This is a genomic window from Acinetobacter sp. USHLN143 (genome assembly GCF_037145695.1).
GTDB classification, from domain to species: Bacteria; Pseudomonadota; Gammaproteobacteria; order Pseudomonadales; family Moraxellaceae; genus Acinetobacter; species Acinetobacter fasciculus.
Window position 1 is genome coordinate 1 of record NZ_JBBCWZ010000014.1, and the last position, 16450, is coordinate 16450.

The window sequence follows — 16450 nt, forward strand, 5'->3', positions numbered from 1 at the left end:
CAACTGCTGGAATTTACCAGACAGTTGGCAATGCAGCATCAACAACTCGCAGAAGATAACCAACAATTAGATACCAAAGTTCAGCATCTTGAAGCATGCAACCAACATCTTGCCATTCTCAATCAAAAATACGAGCATGAACTGGCGCTGTTTAAAAAGCACAAATTCGGCAGTAAAAACGAACATCTCACTGCAAAACAAATCCATCTCTGGGATGAAGCGGTCGAAGAAGATATTGCAGCCGTTGATCTGGAACTGGAACGGCTGAATGCAGATAAAACCGATGCAGCGACAGAGAAAGCCACAGTCAACAAACCTAAACGTCGACTGCTGCCGGATCATCTACACACCATCCGTATTGAGCATGAACCTGCATCAACCCAATGCAGTTGTGGCTGCCAGTTACGTCGTATCGGCGAAGATATCAGTGAAAAACTGCATTTCAGACCGGCACAGTTCTATAAGGAACAGCATGTGCGTGGCAAATGGGTCTGTGATCAGTGTGACACCCTGACTCAGCAAGCGATGCCTGCCTATGTGATTGATAAAGGCATTGCTTCACCTGAACTGCTCAGCCATGTGCTGGTATCGAAGTATGCCGATCATTTGCCGCTGTACCGTCAGCGCCTGATCTATCAGCGGGCGGGAATCGAGCTTTCTAGATCAACGTTATCTGACTGGATAGGTCGCTGCGGTGTAGAACTGGAGCCTCTGGCCAATGCCTTAAAAGAGGTGGTACTACAACAGCAGGTGCTGCATGCAGATGAAACACCGGTCACCATCATGCGGATGGGTGATGATGAGAAAAAACCGAAGAAAGGTTATGTCTGGGCCTATGCCACTACACAGTACAATCCAGTTCAGGCGGTGATCTATGACTTTCAGGATAGTCGTTCAGGCCAGCATGCTGCAGAGTTCTTGAAAGGCTGGCAGGGCAATCTAGTCTGTGATGATTACAGTGGTTATAAAGCACGCTTTAAATCAGGCCAGGTCATTGAGGTGGGCTGCATGGCCCATGCACGTCGTAAATTCCATGAACTGCATGTGACCGGGAAAAGTCAGGTCGCTGAACAGGCCTTAGTGCTGATTCAGAAACTGTATGCGATAGAAGCAGAACTCAGGAAAAAGACCGATGGTACAGCGGAAGACCGCCGCGAATACCGACAACAGCATAGTCAACCAGTGATGCAACAACTATATGAATGGCTCAACCAACATCAACTGACGGTACCATCGAGTTCTCCAACCGCCAAGGCGATCAATTACACTCTGAAGCGTTGGCCAGCCTTAAGCCGCTATCTGGATGATGGCAATTTACCTATAGATAATAATTGGGTTGAGAATCAGATGCGCCCCTGGGCGTTGGGACGTAAGAACTGGCTGTTTGCTGGCTCGCTGCGCAGCGGCCAACGAGCTGCCAATATCATGACTTTAATCCAGTCAGCAAAGCTGAATGGCTTGGATCCGTATGCCTATTTAAGTGATGTGCTGAAAAGGCTGCCGACACATAAAGTGACCCAGATTGAAGAGTTACTGCCACACTGCTGGAAACCTAAATCGAATTAAAAATTGGTATGGGATTCAGCGGACGCTTACAATACGACTCACTGTTTAATACATGTTGAAGAACATAAAAAAACCCGCGAAACTCGCGGGTTTTTTATCTAGCAAGCTAGATTATTTTGCAGCTTTTTCAGCTTCGATTGAAGCAATCGCAGCGTCAACGCCTTCGATTGAATCAGCCGCTTTCTTGATGCGTGCAAGTGCATCCACCAGTACTTCGTCAGCAGTAGCGTAAGAGATGCGCATGAAACCGCCAAGACCGAATGCATCGCCAGGAACCACTGCAACGCCAGTCTCTTCCAGTAACCATGCAGAGAATTCTGTGCAAGATTTAAGACCTTTGGCACGAATCAACGGTTTGATGTTGGCATATGCATAGAATGCACCATCAGCAGGCAGGCAAGAAATACCGTGAATATCATTCAAGCCTTTCACAACCAGGTCATGACGACGTTTGAATGCTTCAATCATTGGCTCAAGTACATCTTGAGGACCGTTCAATGCAGCTTCAGCAGCAACTTGCGAAATAGAAGTTGGGTTTGAAGTCGATTGAGACTGGATCTTCTTCATTGCGCCAATCAGTTTAGCAGGGCCCGCTGCGTAGCCGATACGCCAGCCAGTCATTGCATAAGCTTTAGACACACCGTTTAACACAATCGTGCGGTCATAAAGGTCTGGAGCAACAGTTGCGATGTTGTAGAACTCGTCATCCCAACGGATTGGTTCATACATGTCGTCAGATGCGATAAATACTTCTGGGTATTTACGAAGTACGCCAGCCAGCGCTTCAAGCTCAGCTTTAGTGTAGATCATACCTGTAGGGTTAGATGGGCTGTTCAATACCACTAGACGTGTTTTGTCCGTGATTGCAGCTTCTAATTGTTCAGGGGTGATTTTGAAACGTTGTTCTTCACCACATTTCACAATAACTGGTACGCCTTCAGCGATGATCACCATGTCCGGGTAGCTTACCCAGAAAGGTGCAGGAATAATCACTTCATCACCTTTGTTTAACAAAGCAAGTGCCAAGTTAAAGAATGATTGCTTACCACCACAAGAAACCAGAATCTGGTTTGCTGCATAGTCTAGGTTATTGTCGCGTTTGAATTTAGCAATAATGGCTTTTTTAAGACCTGGCGTACCGTCAACAGCGGTGTATTTGGTGAAACCGTTGTTAATCGCTGCAATTGCTGCATCTTTGATGTGTTGAGGGGTATCAAAATCTGGTTCACCTGCGCCCAAACCAATCACGTTGTGACCTGCAGCTTTTAATTCAGCAGCTTTGTTGGTCACAGCAAGCGTAGGGGACGGTTTGATGGCATTCACACGATCAGAGAGACGTACGTCCACGGCAGTATTCCTTCTTATAGGGATTAAAAAATAAAAAGCACATTATCTTAGCCTAAAATGGTGCAGATAGGGCAAAAGAATTTAGAAAACTTTAAGGAAAAAATGGTGTATTGACCGAACTTTATCTTGAATTTCGATGCGCTGAGAACACACGAGGAGAGACTTGTTACATCTCGGTCATGCATATGGATGCATGAAATATAAAATAAAAATGGCCACTTTAAAGTGACCATTTTGTGTTGCTGATGTTGTGATTATGCGCTAAAGCGTGACAAATCTTCGTCCGGGCGCGCTGTTAAAATTTCCGCGCCGGTTTTAGTCACCAGAATCGTATGTTCATATTGTGCCGATAATGAATGATCTTTGGTGACCACTGTCCATTTATCACCGAGTAATTTGGTTTTCCAGTCGCCGCCATTGACCATTGGCTCAATGGTAAAGGTCATGCCTTCTTCAAGCACCATGCCAGTATCTGGTTGACCATAATGCAGCACTTGCGGTTCATCATGGAAAGTCGTACCAATACCGTGACCACAATATTCACGTACCACGCCAAAACGCTCAGATTCAACATACTGCTGAATGGCATGACCAATATCGCCAATGGTTGAACCCGGTTTTACAGTTTCAATACCCCGGTACATGGCTTCTTGCGCTACCTTACATAGACGGTTGGCAAGAATAGTGGTTTCACCACCCACGATGTACATCATGTTGGTGTCACCATGATAGCCATCTTTAATCACGGTCACATCAATGTTCAGGATGTCGCCTTTTTTCAATTTTTTACTGTCTGATGGAATGCCGTGACACACCACATGGTTCACAGAAGTACAAATAGTATGTTGGAAGGCAGGTCGACCCGGTGCAGCGCCATAGCCTAAGCATGCTGGAATCGCCTGTTGTTGATTGACAATATAGTCATGACAAATCGTATCAAGTTCCAGAGTGGTGACACCCGGAACAATATGCGGTTTGATCATATCCAAAACTTCTGCCGCCAGTCGCCCTGCCACACGCATTTTTTCAATTTCGTCAGGGGTTTTGATGAGTCGACGTGGAGCTTGGTAAGTGTTGTTCATGATCTCTAAAAACTTTTGGAAATTTGTGTGTGACTATGGTATAAATAGCCGCCCATTTTATCAAATGCTTTTTCGTGAATAAATTTCACGGGCTTTGTGCGATGAGGCAAAAAAATCCGCACATATATCGACACATTACTCTGGGTGCCCTTTAGGGTGGAGAATGCGGGTATATGGAGGCCTAACCCAAACTTTAAGGTAAAGAAAATGGCAGATTACAACGTAAGCATGCGCGACCTTCTTCAAGCTGGCGCGCACTTTGGTCACCAAACTCGTTTCTGGAATCCAAAGATGCGTGATTACATCTTTGGTGCGCGTAACAAAATTCACATCATCAACCTTGAGCACACTGTTCCTGCGTTAAATGATGCTTTGAACTTTGCTAACAACTTGGCTAGCAAAAAGAACAAAGTTTTGTTCGTTGGTACTAAACGTGCAGCTTCTGCAATCATCCGTGAACAAGCTCAACGCGCTGGTCAACCATATGTAGATCACCGCTGGTTAGGTGGTATGTTGACGAACTGGAAAACACTTCGCCAATCTATCAACCGTTTAAAAGACCTTCAAACTCAATCTCAAGACGGTACTTTCGCTAAGCTGACTAAACGTGAAGCTCTAGAGCGTACTCGTGAGATGGAAAAACTTGAGCGTGGCTTAGGCGGCGTTAAAAACATGGGTGGTTTACCTGACGCATTATTCGTAATCGACGTTGATCACGAAGCGATTGCAATCAAAGAAGCGAAGAACCTTGGTATTCCTGTAATCGGTATCGTTGATACAAACTCTAACCCAGACAACGTAGACTACGTTATCCCGGGTAACGATGATGCGATCCGTGCAGTAACACTTTATGCTTCTGCTATGGCTGATGCGATTCTTGCTGGTAAAGAATATGCTCAATCACAAGCAAATGCACAAGCTAAAGCAGAAGAAGCTCCAGCTTCTGAGGCTTAATGCGTTTGACGCTAGCTTGTCATTTTTGCGACATGTGATGGTGGCAAAGTAAGCGTTATGTATGCAGGCGGCCCATGAGAACTCCTCTGGGCCGTTTCTGTTCTAAAAAGAATTCATTTTCTACCGAATTTAGGAGATAAACATGACTGCAGTTACAGCAAGCATGGTTAAAGAATTGCGCGATCGTACTGGTCTTGCAATGATGGAATGTAAAAAAGCTTTGACAGAAGCGGGCGGCGACGTTGAACTAGCGATCGACAACCTACGTAAATCTGGTCAAGCTAAAGCTGCTAAAAAAGCAGGTAACATTGCTGCTGACGGCGCGATCACAATTGCTCAAGACGGCAACAAGGCACTTCTTCTAGAAGTTAACTGTCAAACTGACTTCGTTGCAAAAGACGAAAACTTTGCTGGTTTCTCTGCGAAAGTTGCTGCTGCTGCACTTGCTGCAAACGTAACTGATCCTGCTCAAATCGCTGAATTGAAACTAGAAGATGGTACAACTGTTGAAGAAGCGCGTATCGCTCTTGTTCAAAAAATCGGTGAAAACATCCAAGTACGTCGTGCGAAAATTGTTGAAGGCGAAAACCTTGCAGTTTACAAACACGGTCTTAAAATCGGTGTTGTTGTTTCTTACACTGGTGATGAAGCTACAGGTAAAGGCTTGGCAATGCACGTTGCTGCGTTCAATCCAGTTGCTGTAAATGCTGAAGGCGTTTCTGCTGAGCTTATTGCGAAAGAGAAAGAAATTGCTGAAGCGAAAGCACTTGAATCAGGCAAGCCAGCAAACATCGTTGAGAAGATGGTTGTAGGTTCTGTTGAGAAATACTTGAATGAAGTTGTGCTTGAGCGTCAAATGTACGTAATCGACAACGACAAGAAAGTTGCGGACGTTCTTAAAGCAACTGGTACTACAGTTGCAAACTTCGTTCGTTTCGAAGTTGGTGAAGGCATTGAGAAAAAAGCAGAAATGAGCTTCGCTGAAGAAGTTGCTGCTGCCCAAGCTGCTGCAAAATAATTCCTTAGGAATTAGAAAAAGCCCTATCTGATTGATGGGGCTTTTTTATGCTGATCTATTCTTCATTAGCAATTCAAGAACAGGATTTGGGTCTGGTGATAGAGCTCAGATCATGTATTTATCATTTAATAAAAAAGTTATAAAAAATGCCAAATAAAACCAATCTGGGCATCGGTGCAGTCATTGCATTGTTGATTGCTGCTTATCTGGGCCTGGATCTACAGCAGTCCCAACTACTTGTTCCATCCGCATCTGATGCCATAACTGAAACGCTTCATTCAGAGCCTAACTTAGTATCGTCTCAAACGACTGATGATCTGGACCGAATTGCACGGGCGTTTCAACATCGCCAGAGTGATCTACAGGTCCGTTCAAGCGGGCAGGTGGTTGCTTTTTTACCAGATGATCATGAAGGATCGCGTCATCAAAAGTTCATCCTCGAGTTACCAAATGGCCAAACTGTACTGGTTGCACATAATATCGATCTAGCGCCGCGTATTCAGAATATTCAAAAACAGGATCAGGTCGAGTTTTATGGAGAATATGAATACAGTGACAAGGGCGGGGTGATTCACTGGACGCATCATGACCCTGCGCGAAAACATGTCGATGGCTGGTTAAAACATCAAGGAAGAACCTATCAATAAGGTTCTTCCAATTGGATAAATCGAATATAGCGTTTAAACGCTCATAATTGCGCTGCTATGGCGTGATTTCCAGTTCGGTAGGATTTTACCTAAATATGCATCCATGCACCAAATTGGGCCAATGAGGAGGAATTGGAGGTCTTTGAAGAATGAAGGCTTTTTACCTTCCACTTTGTGCCCATAAAATTGGCCAATCCAAGCCAAGACAAACAGAGCAATAAAGAAACCGGTACCGACTGGTAGAATCCAGATGAGCCAGGCCATTACTAAAGTTAATACAGCCATCGCTACTGCCAAAACAAGATCCAGGCGTGCATAGAAGATAAAAGCCAAAACCAGTAGCAGGGTAGTCAGCAAAGCGCTGAAATGTGCCAGAATGCCAATAATCGAAAAATAGATGGTTGGTACGCAGACCCAGTGAATCAGCTTGTTGGTTTTATTTTGATGGCTGTCACTATATTCATCAAACCATTTAGATATTGTTTTCATTCTTCGCTCCATTCCATGAACATGTTTTGCTTATCTGGAAATATAAAGCAGAATCCGGATATGGTCAAAAGTTAATCATGCAGGTGAAGGGATTTTATTAGGCAGGATGAGCCTACCAAAATTTTCTTGAAAGAACTTTAAGATAGGGCTGAGCAGGAGCGTTTATATTCTTCTAGAAAATGAGCACAATAAAAAAAGCCACATTGCTGTGGCTTTTGTTAAATGTGTTGCAGGTCAAATCTTAAGAATTTGGGCCAGCGACACGTTCAATACTGACTTTTGCAGTACCGGCACTGGTAATACCTAACTGTTTCGCAGCACCGTAAGATAAATCAACAACACGGTTACCATGGAAAGGACCGCGGTCATTTACTTTAACCACGACGCTCTTGCCGTTATTGCGGTTAGTTACACGAATATAGCAGTTCAATGGCAGGCTACGATGAGCAGCAGTCATTGCGTTCATATCAAAGGTTTCACCGCTTGCAGTTTTACGGCCGTGGAATTGACGACCATACCAAGACGCTGTACCTGTCTGACTGAATTTACGTACAGTATTAGAAGCCACTGTATTCAGTTTTTCAATCACTGAAGGCTCTTCTGCAGGAAGTTCAATTTTCGCTGCAATGGTTTCACGGCGAACTTTATCGCCAGAACGCTCAGTGATTGAAAGGCTGTTCAAATTTGTGAAATTTGAATTGAAGCTTTGAGCTTCTTTATTGAGTACTCGCGTTGCAAGACGCGAATTGTCATTTTCATTGGTGAATGAAGATGACGGAACCATATCTGCCTGTGATTGCGTCAGCGTGACGATCGTGGCAATGGCCATAAAAGACTTCAAAATTGAAGAATGCATCGAATCAACTCCTAACAGCATATCTATTGGTTGTTCATAAATGGCTGAAAAACCATATAAACATGCCTGATATTTAACTTATGCAACTACATTTAACGAAATGGATAATATTCATGCCGACAATACCCTGTCTAGTGTTTAATTAAAATAGTTAAAAAAAGAACGCAAAATAAACAATGATTGATTAAAAAATAATCAATATTGTAACATGATATTAAAATTGCTTAAAATACGTACAAATTAACCTATAAAAATGTTGACTTTCATAATTTATATTAATTTTCAGTGTTAACGGCTGGTAATTTCGGTACCTAATAGCCACAAAGCAGTAGCATACATACGGCTACGATTATAAGTGGTAATCACTTGAAAATTTGGATAAGTGATGTAGTAAATCGAGCCATAATTCTCTTGTAATTGAATTACATTGACCAGATCCAGATCGTCAATTTTTACGATTGGATTCATTGGGCTGATGCCTTGCGTTTTTAACACACCATAAGGTATAGGTTGAGTCAGATCTTTGGCAATCACGGCATCGGGATTTGAACCGGTATAACGTGCCGGAAAGGCAATGGGCTGATTACGCTGCCAGCCGTGCTGTGCCAGATAGTTGGCAATCGAACCAATCGCATCTACCGCTGAGTTACGCAGGTCAATATGACCATTGCCATCGTAGTCCACGCCGAATTTTGGAATGTTGCTCGGCATAAACTGCGGATAGCCAACAGCGCCGGCATACGAACCCACCACAGAAGAGGTGGCAACACCATCTCTATACGACCAGGCAATTAAAGCAGCCAGTTCATCCTGAAAATACTGGGCACGACGTTCATAGCCAAACCCTAAGGTTGCTAGGGCATCACGAGTGACAAAAGAGCCCTTGTTGCTACCAAAACCGGTTTCTACACCTAAAATGCCCAGAATGATCGCCTGTGGTACACCAAACTGCTGTTCAGCACGGTTAAGCGTTTCTGCATATTGCTGTTTAAAACGTACGCCGCGCTGAATGGTAGATTCAGCTAAGAAGTTAGTTTTATACGAATACCAAGGCTTACTTTCACCTGGGCGATTCATGATATTGATAATATTAGGCAAATTACGCGTCCCGCTCATGGCGGAATCTACTTGCTGGGCACTCAGCCCATAGCTCTGCATGGCGTTCTGCTTAAAAGCGGCATAAGAAGGGTGATATTGGAAATCGTTGGCCAGACTCAAACTGCTGAGACCAAATGCGGTAAGTGCGATTGAAAGCTGCTTAAACTTTTTATAAAAATCCGATTTCAACATCTTGCTACGATTTCCAGTTTTTTTGATGAGTTTCTGGCGATGTCATTTGAATCATGCCATGAAAAAGATTGATAAAATTTTTTCAATCCTGAGGCTTAAAGTGCCAGATTAAAGATAACATTCGGATGAATAAGAGACCTAGCCGCTTATACAAAAATAGCGATGGATTGGCTATTTTTACGGCAGTCTGTCTTATAGAGCCGCTTATCTGTAACAAGCTATTTCACTGATCATAAAAAAGCCTGACCGAAGTCAGGCTAATTCCTCAAGATTTGTAGAAAATCTTGAAACCATGCTATCCAAAACTATTCTGTATAGAACAAAGTGTCGTGATATTCGGCCATGGCGCGCAGCTCATCTTTATTCAAATTCAGAATAATTTTATCTGCTGCCATATTGATGGCCTTGATCACTGCAGATGCGCCAATATCTGCTGCCTTGCGTTTGATCATGCCAAGATCTAGGGTTTTATTAAAGTCGACCATAAAATGTCGTACTGTCGCTTCACCAAATTGCTTGTACAGGTTACTGAACGCTTGTTTATCGATACTCTGACCGGCTTTAAGCTCCGCATAATGATGTTTTAAATTTGTCACCAGATTGGCATCCAGTGACTCACCAATGCGGAAATTTCCTTCAGGATCTTTAAACAGACTGCGCTCAGAGAATGCAATCGACTCTCTGACCACATCGTTCGGCGCTTTACTCAATAACTGCTTCAGCAAAACCGCAACAGTCGACTTGATATAGCCAGCCAGTTTTTCCGCAGTATCGCGTTTATCACTGGCAGGGAAGCGACGCACCAGCTCGGTGAGAATCGCATCAATAATTTCATCATTAATCATCAATGCGGTTTTATCACGTAATGGGTAAAGCGGCTCACTTGAATTTTTGTTTTTTTGTGCAGTCTGAATTGTATTTAAAAGCTCTGCAGAAGGAATAAACCCAAAAAATGGCATTGTTCAACCTCAATGTTTTTTATTGTCGCGCTAAACGAATAGGGCGAGGCATCCATGTTAAATCCGATACACGGCAAGGGTTGATATCCAATCCACCACGGCGTGTATAGGTTGCGTAGACCATCAGCTTTTCCGGTTTCAGTTGCTGCCAGATATCGGCAAACATCTGCTCCACACATTGTTCGTGGAACCCATTATGCTGACGGTAGGAAATAATATAAGCTAAAATACTCTTATAACAAGGTTTTTTACCTTGATAACGTATAAAAACTGTTCCCCAGTCCGGCTGGCCAGTGACTGGGCAGTTACTTCTAAGTAAATGTGAATACAGCTGGATTTCACCTTCTGCTGCATCATCCGAATCCAAAGCCAATAAACTGGCATCTGGATGATTTTCTAGGCGCTCAGGTGTCAGCTCATCAATACAGATGCCTTCAGGCTTGCTGATCTCTAACTCATCAACCTGAAACAGTTGCAGTTTAACTTTAGCTTCAGCCGCAGCAGATAAATCTTTTTCTGCGGTCGCGATAAAGGCCTCTTTAGATGCAAACTTGGCAAAATTCAGGCTATTGAAATACAGCTTCAAAGATTTAGATTCGATCAGATTCGGCGAAGACGCTGGCAAGCTAATGCGGCCGATAGACACTTGCGGCACACCGGCTGAATTTAACCAGGAAATTTCAAAAACATGCCACCAGTCTGCACCTTGCTGAATCGCTTCGACATGTGCGTATTGTTCACGGGCAGGCGCGCGCGAAATCGGAAACAGAACATCAGGCTGATATTCTGTCGGATAATTGGTGTCTTTACCAAGGAGAGATTGTTCTACACTCATTATTCACGCATTCCTGAACCACGGGAGAGTAAATGATAGGCCACTGCATACAGCACGGCACAACATAAGGTAATTACTGTCAGTGAAATGGCGACATTGACATCGCTATGTCCTAAAATGCCATAGCGGAAAGCATTGACCATATACACGACAGGATTAATTAAAGATAGATTTTGCCAGAACGGACTTAAGCTCGAAATAGCATAAAACACACCACCTAAATAGGTCAGTGGCGTTAACACAAAAGTCGGGATAATCGAGATATCATCGAAAGATTTGGCATAGACGGCATTGATAAAACCACCCAAGGAAAACAGCAGGGAAGTAATCAAGACTGTATATATAGTCACAAACCAGTTGGTGATGTATAAATCGGCAAAAAATAAGCTCACTGCACTGACAATGATCGCAACCAGTATCCCACGAATCACACCGCCCAATACATGACCCCATAAAATGGCATGCATCGGTACCGGACTCATGATCAGTTCTTCAATACTTTTCTGGAATTTTGAGCTGAAGAAACTAGACGAGACGTTGGCATAGCTGTTGGTGATCACGGCCATCATAATCAGACCGGGCACAATGAACTCCATATAACTATAGCCGCCCATTTCTCCAATGCGTGAACCGACCAGATTACCGAAGATCACAAAGTACAGGCTCATGGTGATTGCAGGTGGCAACAGGGTCTGTGGCCAGATGCGCATAAAGCGACGCACTTCTTTATAGATAATGGTATATAAAGCTACGCTGAGTTGATTAATGTTCATTGCGCAGCTCCATCCAGATTTTTCTCGACCATTTTCACAAAAAGTTCTTCCAGACGATTGGATTTATTGCGCATACTGCGTACCTGAATATTCTGTGATTCCAGCAACTGGAACAGATCATTCATGGTATGTGCCTTATCCATGGTAATTTCTAAGGTCATCGGATCGATCAGGTTAAATCGCACGCCGATGATATCCAGATGCAAAGGTTCAATCGGTTCGGCCAGATCAAAAATAAACGATTCTTCATTGAGCTGACTCAGGAAGCTTTTCATGGTGGTGTCTTCTTTAATCACACCGCGATCGATAATCGCAATACGGCGACACAGCATTTCCGCTTCTTCTAGATAATGCGTGGTCAGAATGATGGAGGTGCCTTTTTCATTCATCTCGTTCAAAAATTCCCACATCGAACGACGCAACTCAATATCAACGCCAGCTGTCGGTTCATCCAGAATCAGCAGTTTCGGTTCGTGCATCATGGCACGCGCAATCATCAGGCGACGTTTCATCCCGCCGGATAACATGCGGGCCTGAGTGGAACGCTTTTCCCATAAACCCAGTTTGGTCAGATAAAGCTCCGCCCGTTCCTGTGCAATTTTTTTAGGAATGCCGTAATAGCCTGCCTGAGTCACCAAAATATCGAAGGTTTTTTCAAACTGGGCAAAGTTGAATTCCTGAGGCACCACACCTAGACACTGTTTGGCCTGAGAGGGGTGGGTATCCAGATTATGACCAAAAATTTCGACTGTACCGGATGTTTTTTTTGTTAATGAACTGATAATACCGATGGTGGTAGATTTTCCTGCGCCGTTAGGACCCAGTAGCGCATAAAATTCACCTTCTGGTACATTTAAGTTAATTCCTTTCAATGCCTGAAAGCCATTGTGATAGGTCTTTGACAAATCCCTTAAGATCAGTGCATCAGTCATGAATATCTCAAATGGTGAAAAGTTGAGATATTGTGAGTGATCTCGCAAAATAAGCCAAGTGATTCACATATAATTCTGTGTTGCTGTTTTGGAACATTGTATAAAGCTTAAGCATAAAAATGATGAAGTTAGAGATAGTTGCTTTACCTTATGCTTTTTTTTGTTATGATGTGCGCGATCCAAAAAAGATGCGCTCATAGCTCAACTGGATAGAGTACAGGTCTCCGAAGCCTGTGGCGTGGGTTCGAGTCCCGCTGAGCGCACCACTACTACCTATAAAATCAATAACTTGTAATACCTTTGGCGTAATTTTGGCGTAATCCATATTTTAATCAAGAAAAACCCCGCTATATTTTGCGGGGTCTGCCTATTGCTTTTTTCAAATCTTCCGGCCTACTTTCCAACCAGTCAGATAATTTTTTTAAATTCCATCTTCGACCTTTTGTGGTTTCTGTGATGTACCTTGGTTTTGGAAATCCTTTTAAGCAAATAATGGATGCCTTGAAATGCACACCACCATATCCTAAAAATTCTGCCGCCTGATCATCTGTCAACCAAATGTCTGAAGGTGGCAGGGCAACAATAAAGTTACCCATATTTGCCATTGCTGTCATTGATTCACCTCCAACCTTTTACCTTCCGGTCTTTTCTCTAAGCTCTCACGCCAGTTACCTTGATAGGCTGGCATCCAGCCATTGTGTGGAAAATACAGGAAACCCGAAGTGTGCATGAATTTCCCAAAATCCTTTTCTTCCGGCATCGAGTCATAACCAAATACTGCGCCATTGTTATCAGTCGCGATCCACTGCACCTCATCCGGCACGTTTGACCAATCGTATTTGTTCATGACACCTCCTTTAAGCTCTGCACCACCGATTCAGGTAAGTTTTGTTTATGCCAGTTATTGTCGATGTAACTGGAAAGCATGTGGTAAAAACGATCTGCAAAAACTTCTTCTATTCTAATTAAAATTCCAGTTCCTGCTTTAACTCGACCCTCTGTGATTGATTTAGTCCACTCAACCACATCGAATTCAAGATGGCTTGATTCTTTGGCAATGTTAAATAAAGAACCAGTCTGACCTGGATCCAACTCCAACCAGAAAGGTTTCTCTTTATACAGCTGATCAATGATGTAGTTGGCCACAGCAATGTTTGTTAGCTGAATTTCAGTCATTGGCTGGCTCCTGTGCTTCGATCATGGCTTTATAGACTTTAGCTAAAAATATTCGACCATTATTAGGTTTAATAATTTCAGCAGATATAGCTTTTAATGCTTCTAATGTTGGCTCTTTCGGCACCAAAACAAGATCAGAATCATCGTAGTCAATTGCATTTTGGAATGGGAAATTACAGTTAGAATGCTCTCCAAAATCCACGCCATAAAGCGCCTGCAGCTTATCTTTTAGTTCTTCTGCTTGGCTTTCCATGTAGTCGCGCTGATCTATCAGCTCCAACATTTCTTGATTACGATCAGATTTATTAATCAGCACAAACCCTTCCGGCACCGCTTGGGCTTTGGCTGCTTGCCATGCTGACCACGCGTAAGACATGGACATGTCATCAAAATTTCCATCTTCATCTAGCTCAAACATAAACCCCGCTGAACCAATACTTCTCATGTGAGCTAAGAACAATTCTCTTTCTTTCTGAATATCCATCACGCCACCTCGCTTTCATATTTATTTCGAGCGAAAATGGCATAGGCATCATCTTCACTAAAATTGATATCAATTAAGAAAAAGCCGTTTGGTGCAATCGGGTCCCACTTGGTGATATCACAATCATCCATCATGATTTCCCAATCATCAGAATTAACAAGGCTCTCCATCCAGAACATCACAGTGTCTACGCCAAAGTGGCTTTTAAATTTTTCCCACTCTTCACGACTTACGTATTCTTCGTTTTCCAGATGCTCATTCATGTATTTTGAATAAACTGGATGTGTCCAAGTTCCCATTTCACTGCGCACAATTTCCATGGGTTCTAATTGTTTAACTTCCATCACGCCACCTTCTTTAATTTTCATGCTGCTTTCACTCCCTTACTACGTTCAGCCATCAGCTTTGCGTAATACTCCTGACAGTGCGGAATCTTGTCTTTGATCTTCTGAATGATTGATTCATCACGCTCGATAACTACAGTTGTCAGACGCTCACGGATGTCGATCTTCTCAACCGAATCAATTAAATACTCAAGATCATCCCAGCCACTAAGAAGTTCAGACGGGGTGGGCAGCAACCAAAAATCCACATTCGCCACATCACAGTCGTAAAGCCACATATAGCCCTGCATTTGAATGTCATAGCCTGCATCTTTGACCTTCTCTAAAGCCTCATCTGCAAACCATGGATGTGTATCAATATCTTGTGAGCACTTGGTGTCTAGAATCATTCGATTGCTTTTATCCAGGACATCACACTCACCAGTGATCAAATGGTTGTTCACTCGACCAACATGCTTTTCAAACTTGCGAAAACGCATCTTGCCTGACAATTCAATAGCCATTTCTTCAAGAAGATTTCCCTTTCTGGTAGCAACATTCCCCTTGAATTTTCGGGTATCAGTTAAATCCTCTTTTGCGATTTTTCGAATTTCACTAATCGCTGTACCGGAAAGCGACTTGTTTTTTAACTTTTGAATCAAAGCATCTTCATCATCAGTACGTTTTTTCTTGCGAATAAGCGCATTGATTTCATCATTTCTTAGCTCACTGGCAATGCTTTGAGCATCACCAATAAGTTTATGTAGGGATGAGCAGCGGAATAACTTCATGGCAGCACCTCCACAGCTTGACGTTGTGCATCTGTCAGCGCGTATTCACTCAGCACATAATCTTTCTCGAATGCACCACCTTTGATCTGCTCAAGAAGCACAGGGAACTCAGCATCTGGAACAGTCATCTTGGTTTCGATTGCACCAACACTTTCGTTATGATCGATGTAATCAAAATCATTGGTCTCTACATCACGAACAATCGCCTGATCCGCAAGTTGTGCTGTCTGCATTTCAATTGAAAGTGGTGCCTGTTTAGATAACAGCAGCTTGGTCACAGTCTTAAGAGCCATGGATTCAAAGTTGTCTTTCCAGACACCAGAACCATATTTGAATGACTGGCTGTATTTGCCCGCATGCTTTTTCACATCAGCAGTGCTCATGTAAAGCTCAGTAGTAAAGCCATTCAGTAGCTTAAAGAAAGCCACATAGCCAATTGCTTCACCTTGATTTGGAACAGTCCAGTCAAACTCATAACCAAGCAGGGGATTTGCTGAAACTAGCTGACCTTCAAATACTGGCGTTGCTGCAATACGTGCAAACTGGCCTGAACGCTGTGCCAACTGAATAAAGCCCTTGTATCCCATCTGGAATTGAGCCTCTAAAGACTCAGACCACTTGCCTTGAGCATCTTTAAATTTGCGCTTGTATGGAACAATGTAAGCAAAGCCAAGATTATTGTTGATTGGCAAATCAAGCGTTGCTGCCATCATTGCTGCATTGATTACGGTTGCAGGTACTGCGCCTTTAAGTTGTGGTTGGTTTGCCACCTGCATTACCGAAGCTAGGAAGCCTTGAGTTTTCTTGCCAAGCACTTCTTCAAATTTTTGACGGATTTTTGCATCAGACACATAAGCCTTGATTGACTTAGGATCGTGCTCAGCAACCTGATTTTCTGTTTTTACCGGTGCATTCATATTCTTATTCC

The 16450-nt window shown here is 43.2% G+C and carries 20 protein-coding genes and 1 tRNA gene; 5 read left to right on the forward strand and 16 right to left on the reverse strand.

Going from position 1 to position 16450, the window contains the following annotated elements; translation table 11 throughout:
- A partial coding sequence (gene tnpC, locus WFH18_RS05790; protein ID WP_336754667.1) for an IS66 family transposase occupies positions 1-1566 on the forward strand: 1566 nt, incomplete at its 5' end.
- Between the two features lie 111 nt (positions 1567-1677).
- On the opposite strand, the gene WFH18_RS05795 is transcribed toward tnpC, so the two are convergent.
- On the reverse strand, positions 1678-2913 hold the full coding sequence (locus WFH18_RS05795) for a pyridoxal phosphate-dependent aminotransferase (protein WP_004279052.1): 1236 nt from the start codon (positions 2911-2913) through the stop codon (positions 1678-1680).
- A 254-nt stretch (positions 2914-3167) separates the two neighbouring features.
- On the reverse strand, positions 3168-3995 hold the full coding sequence (gene map, locus WFH18_RS05800) for a type I methionyl aminopeptidase (RefSeq protein ID WP_114540898.1): 828 nt from the start codon (positions 3993-3995) through the stop codon (positions 3168-3170).
- Between the two features lie 207 nt (positions 3996-4202).
- On the opposite strand from map, the gene rpsB reads away from it, so the two are divergent.
- From rpsB to WFH18_RS05815, 3 genes are all read left to right on the forward strand, one after another.
- Positions 4203-4949, forward strand: coding sequence for a 30S ribosomal protein S2 (gene rpsB, locus WFH18_RS05805; protein ID WP_004279050.1), 747 nt, complete (start codon positions 4203-4205; stop codon positions 4947-4949).
- Positions 4950-5091: 142 nt separating this feature from the next.
- On the forward strand, positions 5092-5967 hold the full coding sequence (gene tsf / locus WFH18_RS05810; protein ID WP_004645608.1) for a translation elongation factor Ts: 876 nt from the start codon (positions 5092-5094) through the stop codon (positions 5965-5967).
- A 146-nt stretch (positions 5968-6113) separates the two neighbouring features.
- On the forward strand, positions 6114-6614 hold the full coding sequence (locus WFH18_RS05815; RefSeq protein ID WP_164543283.1) for a DUF3465 domain-containing protein: 501 nt from the start codon (positions 6114-6116) through the stop codon (positions 6612-6614).
- Positions 6615-6647: 33 nt separating this feature from the next.
- On the opposite strand, the gene WFH18_RS05820 is transcribed toward WFH18_RS05815, so the two are convergent.
- The 7 genes from WFH18_RS05820 to WFH18_RS05850 form a co-directional block, all read right to left on the reverse strand.
- Positions 6648-7103: an Mpo1 family 2-hydroxy fatty acid dioxygenase gene (locus tag WFH18_RS05820; RefSeq protein ID WP_044112162.1), complete on the reverse strand. Its 456-nt coding sequence runs from the start codon at positions 7101-7103 to the stop codon at positions 6648-6650.
- Between the two features lie 241 nt (positions 7104-7344).
- Complete coding sequence (locus WFH18_RS05825) at positions 7345-7959, reverse strand: septal ring lytic transglycosylase RlpA family protein (protein ID WP_004279046.1); 615 nt, start codon at positions 7957-7959, stop codon at positions 7345-7347.
- A 288-nt stretch (positions 7960-8247) separates the two neighbouring features.
- Positions 8248-9249, reverse strand: a complete 1002-nt coding sequence (gene mltB, locus WFH18_RS05830) for a lytic murein transglycosylase B (protein WP_005265760.1) — start codon at positions 9247-9249, stop codon at positions 8248-8250.
- A 305-nt stretch (positions 9250-9554) separates the two neighbouring features.
- Positions 9555-10208, reverse strand: coding sequence for a hypothetical protein (locus tag WFH18_RS05835; RefSeq protein ID WP_114540900.1), 654 nt, complete (start codon positions 10206-10208; stop codon positions 9555-9557).
- A 19-nt stretch (positions 10209-10227) separates the two neighbouring features.
- Positions 10228-11043 carry an NADPH-dependent 7-cyano-7-deazaguanine reductase QueF gene (gene queF, locus WFH18_RS05840; protein WP_222110429.1) on the reverse strand — a complete coding sequence of 272 codons (816 nt, stop codon included), beginning with the start codon at positions 11041-11043 and terminating at the stop codon, positions 10228-10230.
- On the reverse strand, positions 11043-11816 hold the full coding sequence (locus WFH18_RS05845; RefSeq protein ID WP_004279041.1) for an ABC transporter permease: 774 nt from the start codon (positions 11814-11816) through the stop codon (positions 11043-11045). The genes queF and WFH18_RS05845 overlap by 1 nt, the downstream gene beginning before the upstream one ends.
- Positions 11813-12748, reverse strand: a complete 936-nt coding sequence (locus tag WFH18_RS05850) for an ABC transporter ATP-binding protein (protein WP_005103790.1) — start codon at positions 12746-12748, stop codon at positions 11813-11815. Before WFH18_RS05850 ends, WFH18_RS05845 begins: the two co-directional genes overlap by 4 nt.
- Positions 12749-12938: 190 nt before the next feature.
- Between WFH18_RS05850 and WFH18_RS05855 the strand changes: the two genes are divergently transcribed.
- Positions 12939-13014, forward strand: a tRNA-Arg gene (locus WFH18_RS05855).
- An 81-nt stretch (positions 13015-13095) separates the two neighbouring features.
- Here the strand turns inward: WFH18_RS05855 and WFH18_RS05860 are convergent.
- The 7 genes from WFH18_RS05860 to WFH18_RS05890 are packed head-to-tail and all read right to left on the reverse strand — an operon-like array spanning position 13096 to position 16439.
- On the reverse strand, positions 13096-13362 hold the full coding sequence (locus tag WFH18_RS05860; protein ID WP_336754668.1) for a hypothetical protein: 267 nt from the start codon (positions 13360-13362) through the stop codon (positions 13096-13098).
- The gene (locus tag WFH18_RS05865; RefSeq protein ID WP_336754669.1) at positions 13359-13595 is read right to left on the reverse strand and encodes a hypothetical protein; all 237 of its coding nucleotides are present in this window, start codon (positions 13593-13595) and stop codon (positions 13359-13361) included. The genes WFH18_RS05860 and WFH18_RS05865 overlap by 4 nt, the downstream gene beginning before the upstream one ends.
- Positions 13592-13924 (reverse strand): hypothetical protein, encoded by a 333-nt coding sequence (locus tag WFH18_RS05870; protein WP_336754670.1) that lies wholly within the window; start codon positions 13922-13924, stop codon positions 13592-13594. The genes WFH18_RS05865 and WFH18_RS05870 overlap by 4 nt, the downstream gene beginning before the upstream one ends.
- Positions 13917-14408, reverse strand: coding sequence for a hypothetical protein (locus WFH18_RS05875; RefSeq protein WP_336754671.1), 492 nt, complete (start codon positions 14406-14408; stop codon positions 13917-13919). Before WFH18_RS05875 ends, WFH18_RS05870 begins: the two co-directional genes overlap by 8 nt.
- The gene (locus WFH18_RS05880) at positions 14408-14776 is read right to left on the reverse strand and encodes a hypothetical protein (protein WP_336754672.1); all 369 of its coding nucleotides are present in this window, start codon (positions 14774-14776) and stop codon (positions 14408-14410) included. The genes WFH18_RS05875 and WFH18_RS05880 overlap by 1 nt, the downstream gene beginning before the upstream one ends.
- The gene (locus WFH18_RS05885; protein ID WP_336754673.1) at positions 14773-15522 is read right to left on the reverse strand and encodes a hypothetical protein; all 750 of its coding nucleotides are present in this window, start codon (positions 15520-15522) and stop codon (positions 14773-14775) included. The genes WFH18_RS05880 and WFH18_RS05885 overlap by 4 nt, the downstream gene beginning before the upstream one ends.
- On the reverse strand, positions 15519-16439 hold the full coding sequence (locus tag WFH18_RS05890) for a recombinase RecT (protein WP_336754674.1): 921 nt from the start codon (positions 16437-16439) through the stop codon (positions 15519-15521). Before WFH18_RS05890 ends, WFH18_RS05885 begins: the two co-directional genes overlap by 4 nt.
- Positions 16440-16450: the final 11 nt, after the last annotated feature.

Bases quoted from the DNA above. Each gene is read 5' to 3' on its own strand.
- WFH18_RS05820 (WP_044112162.1), bottom strand. From the start codon at position 7,103: ATGAAAACAATATCTAAATGGTTTGATGAATATAGTGACAGCCATCAA.
- rpsB (WP_004279050.1), top strand. From the start codon at position 4,203: ATGGCAGATTACAACGTAAGCATGCGCGACCTTCTTCAAGCTGGCGCG.
- WFH18_RS05860 (WP_336754668.1), bottom strand. From the start codon at position 13,362: ATGACAGCAATGGCAAATATGGGTAACTTTATTGTTGCCCTGCCACCT.
- WFH18_RS05880 (WP_336754672.1), bottom strand. From the start codon at position 14,776: ATGAAAATTAAAGAAGGTGGCGTGATGGAAGTTAAACAATTAGAACCC.
- WFH18_RS05870 (WP_336754670.1), bottom strand. From the start codon at position 13,924: ATGACTGAAATTCAGCTAACAAACATTGCTGTGGCCAACTACATCATT.
- tsf (WP_004645608.1), top strand. From the start codon at position 5,092: ATGACTGCAGTTACAGCAAGCATGGTTAAAGAATTGCGCGATCGTACT.
- WFH18_RS05865 (WP_336754669.1), bottom strand. From the start codon at position 13,595: ATGAACAAATACGATTGGTCAAACGTGCCGGATGAGGTGCAGTGGATC.
- queF (WP_222110429.1), bottom strand. From the start codon at position 11,043: ATGAGTGTAGAACAATCTCTCCTTGGTAAAGACACCAATTATCCGACA.
- WFH18_RS05885 (WP_336754673.1), bottom strand. From the start codon at position 15,522: ATGAAGTTATTCCGCTGCTCATCCCTACATAAACTTATTGGTGATGCT.
- map (WP_114540898.1), bottom strand. From the start codon at position 3,995: ATGAACAACACTTACCAAGCTCCACGTCGACTCATCAAAACCCCTGAC.
- WFH18_RS05815 (WP_164543283.1), top strand. From the start codon at position 6,114: ATGCCAAATAAAACCAATCTGGGCATCGGTGCAGTCATTGCATTGTTG.
- WFH18_RS05845 (WP_004279041.1), bottom strand. From the start codon at position 11,816: ATGAACATTAATCAACTCAGCGTAGCTTTATATACCATTATCTATAAA.
- WFH18_RS05835 (WP_114540900.1), bottom strand. From the start codon at position 10,208: ATGCCATTTTTTGGGTTTATTCCTTCTGCAGAGCTTTTAAATACAATT.
- WFH18_RS05890 (WP_336754674.1), bottom strand. From the start codon at position 16,439: ATGAATGCACCGGTAAAAACAGAAAATCAGGTTGCTGAGCACGATCCT.
- WFH18_RS05875 (WP_336754671.1), bottom strand. From the start codon at position 14,408: ATGGATATTCAGAAAGAAAGAGAATTGTTCTTAGCTCACATGAGAAGT.
- mltB (WP_005265760.1), bottom strand. From the start codon at position 9,249: ATGTTGAAATCGGATTTTTATAAAAAGTTTAAGCAGCTTTCAATCGCA.
- WFH18_RS05825 (WP_004279046.1), bottom strand. From the start codon at position 7,959: ATGCATTCTTCAATTTTGAAGTCTTTTATGGCCATTGCCACGATCGTC.
- WFH18_RS05850 (WP_005103790.1), bottom strand. From the start codon at position 12,748: ATGACTGATGCACTGATCTTAAGGGATTTGTCAAAGACCTATCACAAT.